At 58.4% G+C, this 14,571-nt stretch carries 14 protein-coding genes; 3 read left to right on the forward strand and 11 right to left on the reverse strand.

What is annotated here, in order from left to right; all coding sequences use genetic code 11:
• Positions 1-120: 120 nt before the first annotated feature.
• The 9 genes from msrQ to mrcB form a co-directional block, all read right to left on the reverse strand.
• Entirely contained in the window at positions 121-741 is a 621-nt protein-coding gene (gene msrQ, locus BFQ01_RS10870; protein WP_065925288.1) for a protein-methionine-sulfoxide reductase heme-binding subunit MsrQ, read from the reverse strand.
• Positions 741-1,754, reverse strand: a complete 1,014-nt coding sequence (msrP, locus tag BFQ01_RS10875; RefSeq protein ID WP_065925289.1) for a protein-methionine-sulfoxide reductase catalytic subunit MsrP — start codon at positions 1,752-1,754, stop codon at positions 741-743. Before msrP ends, msrQ begins: the two co-directional genes overlap by 1 nt.
• 63 nt (positions 1,755-1,817) lie before the next feature.
• The gene (gene pssA / locus BFQ01_RS10880) at positions 1,818-2,675 is read right to left on the reverse strand and encodes a CDP-diacylglycerol--serine O-phosphatidyltransferase (protein ID WP_027605398.1); all 858 of its coding nucleotides are present in this window, start codon (positions 2,673-2,675) and stop codon (positions 1,818-1,820) included.
• A gap of 145 nt (positions 2,676-2,820) precedes the next feature.
• Positions 2,821-3,837 carry a ketol-acid reductoisomerase gene (gene ilvC, locus BFQ01_RS10885; RefSeq protein ID WP_003176099.1) on the reverse strand — a complete coding sequence of 339 codons (1,017 nt, stop codon included), beginning with the start codon at positions 3,835-3,837 and terminating at the stop codon, positions 2,821-2,823.
• A 47-nt stretch (positions 3,838-3,884) separates the two neighbouring features.
• Positions 3,885-4,376 carry an acetolactate synthase small subunit gene (gene ilvN, locus BFQ01_RS10890; protein ID WP_003176102.1) on the reverse strand — a complete coding sequence of 164 codons (492 nt, stop codon included), beginning with the start codon at positions 4,374-4,376 and terminating at the stop codon, positions 3,885-3,887.
• Positions 4,377-4,378: 2 nt separating this feature from the next.
• Positions 4,379-6,103: an acetolactate synthase 3 large subunit gene (locus tag BFQ01_RS10895; protein WP_065925350.1), complete on the reverse strand. Its 1,725-nt coding sequence runs from the start codon at positions 6,101-6,103 to the stop codon at positions 4,379-4,381.
• 431 nt (positions 6,104-6,534) lie between these two features.
• Positions 6,535-6,864: a YqcC family protein gene (locus tag BFQ01_RS10900; protein ID WP_065925290.1), complete on the reverse strand. Its 330-nt coding sequence runs from the start codon at positions 6,862-6,864 to the stop codon at positions 6,535-6,537.
• Complete coding sequence (locus BFQ01_RS10905; RefSeq protein WP_065925291.1) at positions 6,864-7,598, reverse strand: tetratricopeptide repeat protein; 735 nt, start codon at positions 7,596-7,598, stop codon at positions 6,864-6,866. Before BFQ01_RS10905 ends, BFQ01_RS10900 begins: the two co-directional genes overlap by 1 nt.
• A 16-nt stretch (positions 7,599-7,614) precedes the next feature.
• Positions 7,615-9,939, reverse strand: coding sequence for a penicillin-binding protein 1B (mrcB, locus tag BFQ01_RS10910; RefSeq protein ID WP_065925292.1), 2,325 nt, complete (start codon positions 9,937-9,939; stop codon positions 7,615-7,617).
• A 118-nt stretch (positions 9,940-10,057) separates the two neighbouring features.
• Between mrcB and BFQ01_RS10915 the strand changes: the two genes are divergently transcribed.
• From BFQ01_RS10915 to BFQ01_RS10925, 3 genes are all read left to right on the forward strand, one after another.
• Entirely contained in the window at positions 10,058-11,614 is a 1,557-nt protein-coding gene (locus BFQ01_RS10915) for a bifunctional aminoglycoside phosphotransferase/ATP-binding protein (RefSeq protein WP_065925293.1), read from the forward strand.
• A 92-nt stretch (positions 11,615-11,706) separates the two neighbouring features.
• A complete protein-coding gene (locus tag BFQ01_RS10920; protein WP_065925294.1) occupies positions 11,707-12,051 on the forward strand; it encodes a pentapeptide repeat-containing protein in 345 nt (114 codons plus the stop codon).
• Positions 12,052-12,253: 202 nt separating this feature from the next.
• Positions 12,254-12,526, forward strand: coding sequence for a TfoX/Sxy family protein (locus BFQ01_RS10925; protein WP_027605391.1), 273 nt, complete (start codon positions 12,254-12,256; stop codon positions 12,524-12,526).
• A gap of 244 nt (positions 12,527-12,770) precedes the next feature.
• Here the strand turns inward: BFQ01_RS10925 and BFQ01_RS10930 are convergent, their stop codons facing one another.
• Both BFQ01_RS10930 and BFQ01_RS10935 read right to left on the reverse strand, forming a co-directional pair.
• Positions 12,771-13,538 carry a heme ABC transporter ATP-binding protein gene (locus tag BFQ01_RS10930; RefSeq protein WP_065925295.1) on the reverse strand — a complete coding sequence of 256 codons (768 nt, stop codon included), beginning with the start codon at positions 13,536-13,538 and terminating at the stop codon, positions 12,771-12,773.
• The gene (locus BFQ01_RS10935; RefSeq protein WP_162844277.1) at positions 13,538-14,521 is read right to left on the reverse strand and encodes a FecCD family ABC transporter permease; all 984 of its coding nucleotides are present in this window, start codon (positions 14,519-14,521) and stop codon (positions 13,538-13,540) included. Before BFQ01_RS10935 ends, BFQ01_RS10930 begins: the two co-directional genes overlap by 1 nt.
• Positions 14,522-14,571 lie beyond the last annotated feature (50 nt).

A 14,571-nucleotide genomic window follows, 5' to 3' on the forward strand; every position in this document is an offset into this window, starting at 1 on the left:
AACTGAAGCAATCCGCTGCCTTATTCTGCATAACTCTTTGTTTACCAAGGAGTTTTACGTTTCGACTGCGCCGGAAGTGGGGCGAATTATAGACGTCTACAATCTGCGGTCAAGCGTTAATTACGCTTTTGTTGCAGTGGGTGCTTTTTTAGTAATAAGTCGGGGGATTCGGCGCGCCACTGGCGGTACACGCAGTACCAGAAGCAACGCACCTATAGAAGCATAGATAGCCCATTCCTTCAGATCAGCTCGCACGATCCACAGCATGTGCAACAGACCAAGCCCAAGAATCACATACACCAGCCGATGCAGCTTCTTCCAGCGACTACCCAGTCGGCGTTGGCTATAGCGATTAGAAGTCACCGCCAACACAAACAAAGACAAGAACCCCAGCGCCCCCACAATAATGTAGGGCCGCTTACGCAGCTCCACACCCAATTGCGACCAATCCAGCCCCAGGACAAACACACAGTAAGCCGCTAAATGCGCCACTACATAAGCAAAGCACCACAATCCAAGCTGCCGGCGCACCGCGATCCACCCCGCCCAACCGCTCAGTTTCTGCAGCGGCGTCATTCCAAGGGTAATCAGCAAGAGGATCAGGGTACCCAGGCCAAGCCGATCAACCAGCACCTTGCCCGGATCCGGCCCCAAGGCAAAACTCCATGCCTCATACAGCCATAATAACGGCCACACTGCCGCAGCTATAAAAACGCCAATGCGCCAGATGGGGTAACGCATCAGTAGTTCTTCCGCAGATCGAGGCCTGTATATAAAGAGGCGACCTCATCCGAGTAGCCATTGAACATCTGCGTCTCACGCACATTGGGACTGAACAGCCCACTTGGCAGACGACGCTCCCGCGCCTGGGTCCAGCGGGGATGATCCACCGTAGGGTTCACATTCGCATAGAAGCCATATTCATCCGCAGCGATACTCTGCCAAGTGGTTTTGGGCTGCTCGCTTACAAGACTGATACGCACGATGGATTTCACGCTCTTGAAACCGTACTTCCAAGGTACGACCAGACGTAACGGTGCACCGTTCTGATTGGGCAACTCGCGCCCATACATGCCAACGGCCAGAATCGCCAAAGGGTTCATCGCTTCATCCAGACGCAGCCCTTCTACATAAGGCCAGTCGATCAAGCCAAAACTCGAACGCTGCCCAGGCATGCTCTTGGCATCCTGGAGGGTTTCAAAGCGGATGTATTTGGCCTTGGAGGTCGGCTCAACCTGCTTGAGTAAGGCAGAGATCGGAAAACCCATCCACGGGATGACCATCGACCACGCCTCGACACAGCGTAAACGGTAGATCCGCTCTTCTAATTGATAGGGCTTCATGAAGTCTTCAAGGGCGTAACGCCCCGGCTTTGCGACCTCACCATCGATCACCACACTCCAGGGCTCGGTCTTGAGCGAGCCCGCATTTTTCGCAGGATCGCCCTTGTCTGTACCGAACTCGTAGAAGTTGTTGTAGTGGGTTGCGTCCTTGAACGGGGTGATGGGCTCATCCTTGACCGTCACCGCCTGCCATTTCGTTGCCGGCAATTTTTCGGCAAACCAATTGGGCGCCTTGCCAGGCTCAACATCGGGATAACGCGCGGCCTCGTCAGCACTGGCCCAACGCGGCAGGCTGCTGGCAGCAATGCTGGCAAGCGCACCACCGAGCAAGCTACGGCGAGAAAGGTAGAAGGATTCAGGCGTGACATCCGATTCTTGGCAATCGGACGCTTTGGGCAATTTGATTAACATGGCAACTCCGCAGCATTGGAGAACTGATGCACCAATAGACTGCGGAGTATGGGGGAAATTACATTAAGGCAACGTTTTGTCCCGACGCATATGCAGCAAGTACTGAATCGGCCCCGAAGCGGCGTAGACCAGGAAGGCCAATAGCAGGATCCGAGGAGGATCACTGAAGACCACCGCGAACACCAATACCACTGCCAGGATCGCCACGAAAGGCACACGCCCTTTGAGATCAAGCTCCTTGAAGCTGTTGTACTTGATGTTGCTGACCATCAGCATACCGGCCGCAGCAACCATCAACGCCACCAGGAACGACATTTTTGAACCCTGGATGCCGTAGTCACTGAACGCCCAGACGATACCCGCGACCACGCCCGCTGCCGCCGGACTGGCCAGACCAATGAAGTAACGCTTGTCAGCAGTACCCACCTGGGTATTGAAGCGCGCCAGACGCAACGCCGCACCCGCGACATAGATGAAGGCGACCATCCAACCAACCTTGCCCATGTCCCCCAGCGCCCAGGCGAAGGCCAGCAGTGCAGGCGCAACACCAAAGGCAACCATGTCCGATAGCGAGTCATACTCGGCACCGAAGGCGCTTTGGGTGTTGGTCATGCGCGCCACGCGACCATCAAGGCCGTCCAGCACCATGGCCACAAAGATTGCGATGGCAGCAAAGCCGAAATACTTGCTGGCGCTCGCCGCATCACCCGCCGCCAGGGCACTTTGGGCACTCATTGAGTTGATGATGGAATAGAACCCGGCAAACAGATTTGCCGTAGTGAACAGATTGGGCAGCAAATAGATGCCACGATGCCGGACCTTACGGCCTTCAGCGTCATGCCCTTCTTCGACATGTTCATCGATCGGTAGCAGGCTTTCGGCGTCAGAAGCCTGGCTTGGCTCTTCGGGACGTTCGCTCATGGACTTTACCTTGCAACGGTGTGAAAAAAATTCGACCAATACTTGCGGCGAGTGTTCGCCCGCAAACGATGCAGCTTTATACCAGAACCCGCCCCTCAAACGAAAAAACGCGGCCTAAGCCGCGTTTTCTGTTGATACGTACGACTTAGTTTTTGGCTTTGTCGACGATCTTGTTGGCACCGATCCACGGCATCATGGAGCGCAGTTGCTCGCCGATGACTTCGATACCGTGAGCAGCGTTGTTACGACGCTTGGCGGTCATCGAAGGGTAGCCGGTAGCACCTTCGCTGATGAACATTTTGGCGTACTCGCCGTCCTGAATACGTTTCAGGGCGTTGCGCATAGCTTGGCGGGACTCGGCGTTGATCACTTCCGGGCCAGTCACGTACTCGCCGTATTCGGCGTTGTTGGAGATCGAGTAGTTCATGTTGGCGATACCGCCTTCGTACATGAGGTCAACGATCAGCTTCAGTTCGTGCAGGCATTCGAAGTAGGCCATTTCCGGCGCGTAGCCAGCTTCAACCAGGGTTTCGAAACCGGCTTTAACCAGCTCAACGGTACCGCCGCACAGAACGGCCTGCTCGCCGAACAGGTCGGTTTCGGTCTCGTCCTTGAAGGTGGTTTCGATGATGCCGGTACGACCGCCACCTACGCCGGCAGCGTAAGACAGCGCAACGTTCTTGGCATTGCCCGAAGCATCCTGGTAGATCGCGATCAGGTCAGGGATACCACCGCCTTTGACGAACTCGGAGCGTACGGTGTGACCCGGCGCTTTTGGCGCGATCATGATCACGTCCAGGTCAGCGCGTGGCACAACCTGGTTGTAGTGAATCGCGAAGCCGTGGGAGAAGGCCAGGGTGGCGCCCTTCTTGATGTTCGGCTCGATTTCGTTCTTGTACAGGGCGGACTGGAACTCGTCCGGGGTCAGGATCATGACCAGGTCGGCAGCAGCAACAGCGGAAGCAACGTCAGTCACTTTCAGGCCGTGGGCTTCTGCCTTGGCAACAGTGGCAGAGCCTTTACGCAGGCCAACGGTCACGTCAACGCCGGAGTCTTTCAGGTTGCAAGCTTGCGCGTGACCCTGGGAGCCGTAGCCGATGATGGCGACTTTCTTGCCCTGGATGATCGACAGGTCACAATCTTTATCGTAATAAACTTTCATGAGGTTCCTCTATATATCCAGGCCGTAAGGCCATTCGCTAATTTGGGTTAGATGCTGAGTACTTTGTCGCCACGGGCAATCCCGGTGACACCACTGCGTACCGTTTCCAGAATCGAGGCCGTCCCGATCGACTGGATGAAGCTGTCCAGCTTGTCGCTCGTACCGGTCAGTTGAACGGTATAAACACTGGCGCTCACATCGACGATCTGCCCGCGATAAATATCGGTAGTGCGCTTGATCTCGGCACGTTGAGCACCCGTGGCCTTAACCTTAACCAGCATCAGCTCGCGCTCGATGTGGGCGCTTTCCGACAGGTCGACCAACTTGACCACTTCGATCAGCTTGTTGAGGTTCTTGGTGATCTGCTCGATCACCTCATCGTGGCCCACGGTGGTCAACGTCAGGCGCGACAGGGTCGGGTCTTCGGTCGGTGCCACGGTCAGGCTTTCGATGTTGTAGTTGCGTTGCGAAAACAGGCCGACAACACGAGACAGAGCGCCGGGTTCGTTCTCCAGAAGCAGGGAGATAATGTGCCGCATGATTAAGTACGCTCCGTCTTATTCAGCCACATATCGCGCATGGAGCCGTCTTTGATCTGCATCGGGTAGACGTGCTCGCTGGTATCCACTTGAATATCGAGGAACACCAGGCGGTCCTTCATGGCGAACGCCTCTTCCATCTTCGGCTTCAGATCTTTCAGATCAGTGATGCGAATGCCGACGTGGCCATAGGCTTCAACCAACTTGATGAAATCCGGAAGCGATTCCATGTAGGAATGGGAGTGACGGCTACCGTAGCTCATGTCCTGCCACTGACGAACCATACCCAGCACACCGTTGTTCAAGCACACGATTTTCACCGGAAGACCGTACTGCAGGCACGTCGACAGTTCCTGGATGTTCATCTGAATGCTGCCTTCACCGGTGACGCACGCGACGTCAGAGTCCGGGAAACTCAGTTTCACACCCATAGCTGCTGGGAAACCAAAGCCCATCGTGCCCAGGCCACCGGAGTTGATCCAGCGGTTAGGCTTGTCGAACTTGTAATACTGCGCGGCGAACATCTGGTGCTGGCCCACATCGGAGGTCACAAAGGCGTCGCCCTTGGTCACTTCGCAGAGGGTCTCGATCACGGTTTGTGGCTTGATGATGCTGCCGTCACCCTTGTCGTAAGGAAACAGGCCGCGGTCACCGCGCCATTCGTCGATCTGCTTCCACCAACTGGCAACGGATTCCTTGTTCGGCGTCTCACCGATGTCCTTGAGCGCAGCAACCATTTCGGTCAATACACTTTCAACAGGACCTACGATCGGCACGTCGGCCTTGATGGTCTTGGAGATGGACGCCGGGTCGATGTCGATATGGATGATCTTGGCATTCGGGCAGAACTTGCTCGCGCCATTGATCACGCGGTCATCGAAACGTGCGCCCACTGCCAGGATCACGTCGGCATGGTGCATGGTCAGGTTGGCGGTGTAGCTGCCGTGCATGCCCAGCATGCCCACGAACTGACGGTCCGTACCCGGGAATGCGCCGAGGCCCATCAGGGTGTTGGTGACCGGCAGGTTGAGCAGCTTGGCCAGTTCGGTCAGCGGTGCAGAACCGCCGCCCAGGATCACGCCACCACCCGAGTACAACACGGGACGCTTGGCCGCCAGGAGCATTTCTGCCGCCTTGCGGATTTGGCCCGAGTGCCCACGAACGGCCGGGCTATAGGAACGCAGCTTGGCTTTCTTCGGGAAAACGTATTCGAATTTTTCAGCCGGGTTGGTCATGTCTTTCGGGATATCGACCACGACAGGACCCGGGCGACCGGACTGCGCGAGGTAGAAGGCCTTTTTCATGACGTCCGGAATTTCCGAGGCATGCTTGATCATGAAGCTGTGTTTCACGATCGGCCGGGAGATACCGATCATGTCGGTTTCCTGGAACGCATCGGTCCCCACCATGGTGCTTGGCACCTGGCCGGAAATGATCACCATCGGGATGGAGTCCATATAAGCAGTCGCGATGCCAGTAATGGCATTGGTTGCGCCTGGACCGGACGTTACCAGTACCACACCGGCTTTACCGGTGGCACGGGCATAACCGTCAGCCATATGGGTCGCGGCCTGTTCGTGGCGAACCAGGATGTGGGTAACAGCCGGTTCCTTGAACAGTGCGTCGTAAACATGCAGCAGAGCACCACCTGGGTACCCGTAGATATAGTCGACGCCTTCGTCACGCAAAAAGCGGACGAGCATCTCACCGCCAGATAAAAGCTCCACGTTGTTCACCTCTAAAACGCCAGAATACCGTCCGTTTAAAACCGACGGGTCTTAATAGGTTTACTTCTCAACAGAGCATGAGCGACGGTGGTCGCCGACTACGTCAGCACTGACTGAGCAAGTATTGGGATCGTCCCAAGTGTTGCGGGCTTTTCCCACCCAGCGCGAGGTAACGCGTTGCGGGTGTAACAGGTCGGCGCGGATGTGCGCCTCATGATCTGCTGAGCGGGCCTGCTTCTGGCAGTCCCGATACAGCGGACTTTGGATTCTTCTGTTTCAGGCCTCTCAAGTCAAGCAATAATTGCGCTTTTTTCCAACTAAGCGCATGAGAACGTAGAAGAAAGGGCTTTGAGGAGGGATAAAACTCGCCTGAATGTCGTCAAGCGGTAGAAATGTGCGCAAGACTGCCGGAAAAACCGGCAGCCAGGCAATTAACGAGCGTCGACGATCAGTTGATCGAACTTTTTCAGCGCGTTACGTAAACCAAGACTCTCCTGAGGCCGATCGGCATAGACCATCTCGGCCATTTCGAGAATGCCTGACGCATTGGGCAACGGCAGGTCCTCTTCGAGAATCTGTTTCATGCGCACCAGAAAAATCCATTGCAACCACTGGTGGAAGTCCAGTGAGTCGACCGCAAACGGCTCGACGCTGCTGAGCGCCTCGGTGCTGGGGGACACTTCGTCCCACCAGCCCTGCACGCGCAATTCGCGCTCGATCAGCAATAACTGTTCGGCAATCGCTGGAAACCGAGCATCCATCAGAGGCTGACCTTGGCTTTTTGCCGAGCCTGGGCAGCGCCGGCGGCGTCACCTTGTGCCGCACGCGCATCGCCGATCAACGCCCACAGGCTGGCTTGCAGGTCGGGACGACCGTTGGCCAGCGTGAGACCACGACGAGCAAATTGTTCGGCCTGGGGCGCATCACCCTGGGCCATGCGTACCTGGGCAAGGCGATACAGCACTTGCGGCTCGCGCGGAGCAACACGTTGCGCACGCTCAAGGCTGGATGACGCACCATTCAAGTCACCACCCGCCTGCTGTTGCTGCGCGGTGGTCAGCAACGCCAGCACCGGGCCGTCCAATTGCTCGTCGGCTGACAAGCCGCCAGCGCTGGAGGACGATGGAATGCCGCTCGGCGTCGACGGCATGGTGTAGGTACCCTGGTTGATCGGCGCGGTCTGCATCGGCGCGGAATCGATCGGCCCGGAGGTGCTTGGCCCAGGCGTCCAAGGCTCGGCACTGATTGGCGCCGAGGTAGCTGCACCGCCGCCCGGCACCATCACGACCACACCCGAATCCTGCGGCACGGCCTGAGGCCTGGCCTGGGCCGGACGGTTGGTCACGGTTTGGCGGAAACCGCCATTGGCCGATATCCGGTCATTATTGGAGACAGCTGTACTCGAATCCACCACAGGAATAGAGCCGCGCTGCACGCTGGAGCAACCGCCGAGCAAAGCCAGAGCTGTAATAGCTGGAATCCACCACTTGTTCACTTGAAACCCTCTTTGCTTAATTCATCCAGCCCTTGACCCAATCCATCACCGATTCCGCATCTGCAGGGGCTCCGCCACCGCACGCAGCACCGGCTGGTGGTTCGCTGCCGCGAATATACGGCATCTGCACCGCGCCCGGACAGTTGGCATCGGAGCCCTGGCCGGTATGCGGATCAATCCAGGCCTGTACGATGTTATCCGGCTGCGGCATGTTCAGCGGCAGCGGGTCGGCCTTGCGCATGAAACTGGTCCAGACCTGCAATGCGCCAGTGGCGCCGGTGAATGGTGTCTTGCCATTGTCGTCACGGCCCAGCCACACCACGGCGAGCACATCCTGGCCGAAACCGGCGAACCAGCTGTCACGGGAGTCGTTACTGGTACCGGTCTTGCCCGCCAGTGTCAGGTTGGAAGGCAAGACTTTATAGACCGAGCTGCCGGTACCTTCACGCATCACACGCTGCATGGCGTTCTGGATCAGATAGATGGAGCCCGCATCGAAACGCTGCTGAATCTGGAAAGGATAGCGCTTGAGCGGCTCCCCCTCCGCCGTCAGTACACTGCGGATCCCGCGCATCGGGGTGTTGAAGCCACCGTTGGCGAGGGTCTGGTACATGGTCGCCACTTCAATCGGCGTCATGGCACCGGCACCCAGCAGAATCGACGGGAAAGCCGGGAATTCGCGGGTGATGCCCAGGCGCGCGAGTGTCTTGAGGACATTCGGCACGCCAACCTCCAAGCCGAGCCGGGACGTGGAAATGTTGTAGGAATGGGCCAAGCCCTGGTACAGGAACACCGTGCCGTGGGAGCGGCGATCAAAGTTCTGCGGCGTCCAGACCTGGCCGTCCCCTCCTTTGACCGACAGTGGATCATCCGACAGCCAGCTGGTGAGGGTGTATTTGCTCGGCTTTTCCAGCGCCGTCAGGTAGACCGCCGGCTTGACCAGCGAGCCGATCGGCCGCACGGCATCCAGTGCGCGGTTGAAACCGGCAAAGCTGGCCTGGCGGCTGCCGATCATGGCCTGGACTTCACCGGTTTCCGGGTTGGTCACCACCATGGCGGCTTCTACTTCGTCGGCGCCCTTACGGCCCGTCAGGCGCTTGAAGGTGTCGTTGACCGACGCTTCTGCCTTCATCTGCAGGATCGGGTCGAAACTGGTGAAGATCCGCAGGCCTTCTTCGGTCAAGTCTTCGTCGCGGTAGTCTTCACGCAACTGGCGCTTTACCAGATCGATAAAGCCTGGGAATGAACTGTCCGCCAACTTCCCGCGGGTTGTCACACCCAGTGGCATTTTCTTCGCCGCGGCCACTTGTTCCGCCGTGGCAACGCCTTGCTGTTCAAGCACATCGAGCACCAGGTTACGGCGCTCAAGCGCACGCTCCGGATTGCGACGCGGGTTGTAGTAGGAAGGCCCCTTGACCATGCCCACCAACAAGGCCACTTGATGCAGCTTCAACTCCGACAGCGGCTGACCGAAAAAGAACTGGCTGGCCAAACCGAAGCCGTGCACCGCGCGCTGACCATCCTGGCCGACGAATACCTCGTTGAGGTACGCCTCAAGGATCTCCTGCTTGCTGTAGTGCAGCTCGAGCAGCAACGCCATCATGGCTTCGGTGAGCTTACGGGTCAGGCTGCGCTCGTTGGTCAGGTAGAAGTTCTTCACCAACTGCTGGGTCAGCGTACTGCCGCCCTGGGTCATCCTACCTCCGGATGTATTCACCCAGACAGCACGGGCAATCGACTTCGGCGAAACGCCCCAGTGACTATAAAAGTCGCGGTCCTCTACAGCCACCAACGTTTCCAGTAGATACGGCGGCACCTGATCAAGCTTGATCAGGATGCGATCTTCAAGGTTCTTCGGGTAAATCCCGCCGATCATCAGCGGTTCCAGGCGTACCACCGGCAACTTCGAACCGTTAAGGGAGGACAGTTCGGCCACGTAGTCGCCGGAGAAGCGCACGCGCACAGGCTGGGCTTTCTCCAGGCCTTCATAGAACTGAAAGCCGCGGGTATTGAGGTCGACGGTGTTGCCGCTGACCGCAGCCGCCCCCGGACCATTGCTCACGGGTTCGCGTCGATAGCCCAGGGCGTCGAGTTCGGTGAGGAAGTCATCCTTGCTCAGCTTCTGGCCGGTGAACAGTTCCAGCGGGCGGGCGTACACCTTGGCCGGGATAGTCCAGCGCTTGCCGGAGAACTTCTCCTGGACCACAGCGTCGAGGTAGACCGCAAAGCCAGCGAGCACCACAAGGCCTACCAGGCCGAGCTTGAGCGCCCAGCCAAGCCATGGGCGCAGGCCGCGGGAAGGAGGTTTTTTACGGGAACGGGGAGATCGGGTTCGAGTCATGGCGGCGGATTATACGCACTTTATTGATGATCAACATGAGCCGGACAGCGGTTTGCACGACCGCCCGTAGCAGCCATAATGCGCGCCATGATTTCCCCCCGACTCTGAAGGATCGCCCGTGAGCCAGTCACTGATCGCAGCCCTGCAAAACCCGGCTTTGTACCCTCATCCGGTTGAAGCGTTCCAAGTCATCGAAACGCATATTTCATGGGTCATCTTGACCGGCCCCTACGCTTATAAATTGAAAAAACCGATGAACTTCGGGTTCCTGGACTTCACCGACCTGGAGAAACGCGGGCACTTCTGCAACGAAGAGCTGCGCCTCAACCAACGCCTGACAACGGATCTGTATCTGGAAGTGTTGCCGATTACCGGCACTGCCGAAGCCCCACAATTGGGCGGCGAAGGCCCGGTGATCGAATATGCCCTGAAGATGCGTCAGTTCCCGCAAAGCCAACTGCTCAGCACCCTGCAAGCCAATGGCGAATTGACCGCCACGCACATCGATGAAATGGCCAGGCAGATCGCACGCTTTCACCTCGCCGCACCAAAAGTGCCGCAGGACCACGCGGCCGGCACCCCCGATGAAGTGATGGCGCCGGTGCGGCAGAACTTCGACCAGATCCGCCCATTCCTCAGCGACAAGGCCGACCTGATTCAACTGGAAGCCCTGCAAGCCTGGGCCGAAAGCAGCTTCGAGCGCCTGAAACCGCTGCTGGCACAGCGCAAGCTCGACGGTTTCACCCGCGAGTGCCACGGTGACATCCACCTCGGCAACGCCACCTTGATTGACGGCAACGTGGTGATCTTCGACTGCATCGAGTTCAACGAGCCGTTTCGCTTCACCGATGTGTACGCCGACACCGCTTTCCTGGCCATGGACCTGGAAGACCGCGGCCTCAAGTCCCTGGCGCGACGCTTTATCAGCCAGTACCTGGAACTGACCGGTGACTATCAGGGCCTTGAAGTGCTGAACTTCTACAAAGCCTACCGCGCCCTGGTACGTGCCAAGGTGGCGCTGTTCAGCATGCCGAGCGAGGCAAGCCCGGTGCAGCGCGCCACGACCCTGCGCCAATACCGCAACTACGCCAACCTGGCAGAAAGCTACAGCACCATTCCATCGCGCTTCCTGGCAATTACCCATGGCGTCTCGGCAGTGGGCAAAAGCCACGTGGCCATGCGCCTGGTGGAAGCATTGGGCGCTGTACGCCTGCGCTCGGACGTGGAGCGCAAGCGCATGTTCGGCGAGCAGCAGGTGGAAAACACGCCCCAGGCCGGCATCTATGCATCCGACGCCAGCGCCAGGACCTACGCTCGCTTGAATGACATCGCGGATACCGTGCTGCGCGCCGGCTTCCCGGTAGTAGTGGATGCCACCTTCCTCAAACGCGAACAACGCGACGCCGCAGCCAAGGTGGCCGAAGCCACGGGGGCGCCGTTCCTGATCCTGGACTGCAACGCGCCACAGGCGGTTATCACCAGTTGGTTGGCGCAACGTCAGGCCGACAAAAACGATCCATCCGACGCGACCCTGAGCGTTATCGAAGAACAACAGGCCAACCGTGACCCACTGACCGCCGAAGAACTGTTGCTGAGTAAACGCGTCGAGACCAACCAAAGTGGAACCCTCGATGCGTTGGTCGCACAAATTCGCCAGCGCCTGCCAGGCCTGTAAGAAAAATTTCTTGGGCGTGTCGTCTACTTGGACGCACGCCCAAGAAATAGTGGCACTATAATGGCGTCATAAATCCAACAGGAGTCGTTTTCATGAGTCAGCCCAAGCTTCTAGATACACCGCTCTACGCACTCCTGCATAAAGACGATATTCGTGGCTTCAATCAGGCACGCCCGGCAGGCGGCATTATCGACATGCGCGGCGGCGACTTCCGTGGGCTGGACTTGCGCGACCTGAACGCCACCGGCGTGGACTTCACCGACGCGTATTTCCGCTCCGCCGACTTGCGCGGCCTGGATTTGCGCGACTGCTCAATGGAAGGCGCCAGCCTGGCCCATGCGCAGATTTCGGGCACCTACTTCCCGCCTGAATTGACTGCCGATGAGATCCTCATGTCGGTCAATTTCGGCACTCGCCTGCGCTACCGCACCAAGTAACATTCGATCCAAGCCCGACTACGCGCAACGCGTAGCGGGTGCTTCACGCCTGCCCAGCGTCAAAATCCCCGCGCCATTCTTATAAGCTTTTTGGCCGTTTCGGACCAAAGAACTACGCTTTTCCTACTGAGCGCTACACTGCTGTTCAGGCCTGCCTGGTCACGATACCCACCGCACCATTCGGCCGTCGCAAGGAGGCTTGATGAACGATGAGCTGCAACACCTGAAAAACCTTGGCAAGACGTCAGCGCAGTGGCTGCATGCGGTGGGCATCCACAGTGCATCCGACTTGCGTCGCCTGGGAGCGGTCGATGCGTATCGAGCCGTCAGGACTCGCGGGTTTCGCGCATCAAAAGTGTTGCTCTATGCGATCGAAGGGGCCCTGATGGACGTGCACTGGAATGACATTCCGGTCGAGCGTAAGGAGGCGTTGAACCGCCAGCTGGATGCCATTTCAGCGCGTCAGAAGAGCTAGGTCGTCGGCAAGGCCCAATGTTTACGCGCACTTCGAACGGACGTTTGAGGAAAACCGTAGATCCTTCAAAAACAACTGTTGACTCTCAAATGAGAATCGTTATGATTATCACAACTGGTCGCGAGATCAGCCGATAACTGAAAGACCATTGGTTCGGACTCTCAGATTATCTCCTCATCAGGCTAATCACGGTTATTTGACCCGGCTTTTGCCGGGTCTTTTTTTGCCTGTGAAAAAGCACGCCTCAGCGAGCAATGATTAACGGATGCCCACGCTCCGGGTGCGGCTGAACCAATACTTCCAAACCAAACACGGCCTTAAGCGGCTCGGGCCGCAGCACCTGCGCCGGTGTATCCAAGGCGTGGGGACGGCCCTGCTCCAGCAGCAAAATGCGATCACAGTAGCGCGCAGCCAGGTTCAGGTCATGGAGGATCACCAGCACCGCTGCACCACGATCGGCAAAGCGGCGGATCGCTTGCAGGGTCGTGTGCTGATGCAGGGGGTCCAGCATCGATGTCGGCTCATCCAGCAGCAATGTCTGCCCCGACTCACCTGGCCATAGTTGCGCCAGCACCCGCGCGAAGTGCACACGTTGACGCTCGCCGCCAGACAGCGCCAAGTAACTGCGACCTTTCAAGTGTGCGACGTCTGCCGCCAGCAAGGCTGCGTGGATAATTTCATCATCGCGCACACGCCCCGCCTGGTGGGGCAAACGGCCCATGCCGACCACCTCTTCGACACGGAACGCGAAGTCCAGGGTCGAGGTTTGTGGCAACACCGCCAGCCGCTGCGCGCGCTGCGGTCCGCTCCAGTCTTTCAACGCCTGCTGCCCCAACCACACCTCGCCCTGATCCGGATGCAACTCACCGCACAACGCCCCCAGCAACGTACTCTTACCCGCGCCATTGGGACCCAGCACACCGATCACTTCACCCGGCAGCAACTCCAGAGTGACGTCCGCCAGCACGACCTTGTGGCCACGCCGGATCTGCAGGTCTTCAACACGCAGCATCAGGCACGCCCCCGTAACAACAGGTAAAGAAAAAACGGCGCGCCAATAAACGCAGTCACGATACCAATCGGCAATTCAGCCGGTGCCAAGGCCAGTCGCGCAACCAAGTCGGCAAACAGCAACAAACTCGCGCCCGCCAATATCGACGCCGGCAGCAGCACGCGGTGATCAGGCCCGGCCAGCAACCTGACCAGATGCGGCACCACCAGCCCGACAAAACCAATCATGCCCGCCGCAGCCACCGCAGCACCTACACCTAATGCGGTACAGAACACCAACTCGCGCTTGAGCCCTTCAACATCAATTCCCAGGTGATTGGCTTCGGATTCACCGAGCAACAGCGCATTCAATGCCTTGGCCCGGCGCGGCAACCAGAGCGCCACACCGGCACTGACCAGCAATAAGGGCCATAACCGCGAATAGCTCGCGCCGTTGAGGCTGCCAAGGTTCCAGAACGTCAGGGTACGCAGGGTGGCGTCGTCCGCCAGGTAGGTGAACAGGCCCACCGCCGAGCTTGCCAGTGCAGTGAGGGCAATGCCGGCAAGCAGCATCGTCGCCACATTGGTCTGACCGTTACGACGCCCCAGTCGATAAACCAGCGCGGTCACGCCCAGCCCGCCTAGAAACGCGCACAGCGACAGCACATAAGGCCCGAATGCCTCCGGTAACCCACCAAAAAATGCACCGCCGACAATGGCGATTGCCGCCCCCAGTGCCGCCCCGCTGGAAACCCCGACCAACCCCGGATCGGCCAGCGGGTTACGAAACAACCCTTGCATGGCCACGCCGGACAATGCCAATACGCCGCCAACCGCCAAACCGAGCAACGTACGCGGCAAACGAATCTGCCCCAGGATCAACTCAGCCTGCTCCAGGCCGTGCGCCTCTATCGGCACGCCCATCAAGCGCAATGCCGCCTTGAGCGTATCCAGCAACGGTAAGCTTACCGGGCCCAACGCCAACGAGAGCCAGGTCGCCAACAGGCATAACAGCGCCAGGCCGATGAACAGCGTTTTCGGCTTAACCAGCATGG

This window comes from Pseudomonas sp. 8 R 14, assembly GCF_900005955.1.
Classification (GTDB): Bacteria; Pseudomonadota; Gammaproteobacteria; order Pseudomonadales; family Pseudomonadaceae; genus Aquipseudomonas; species Aquipseudomonas marginalis.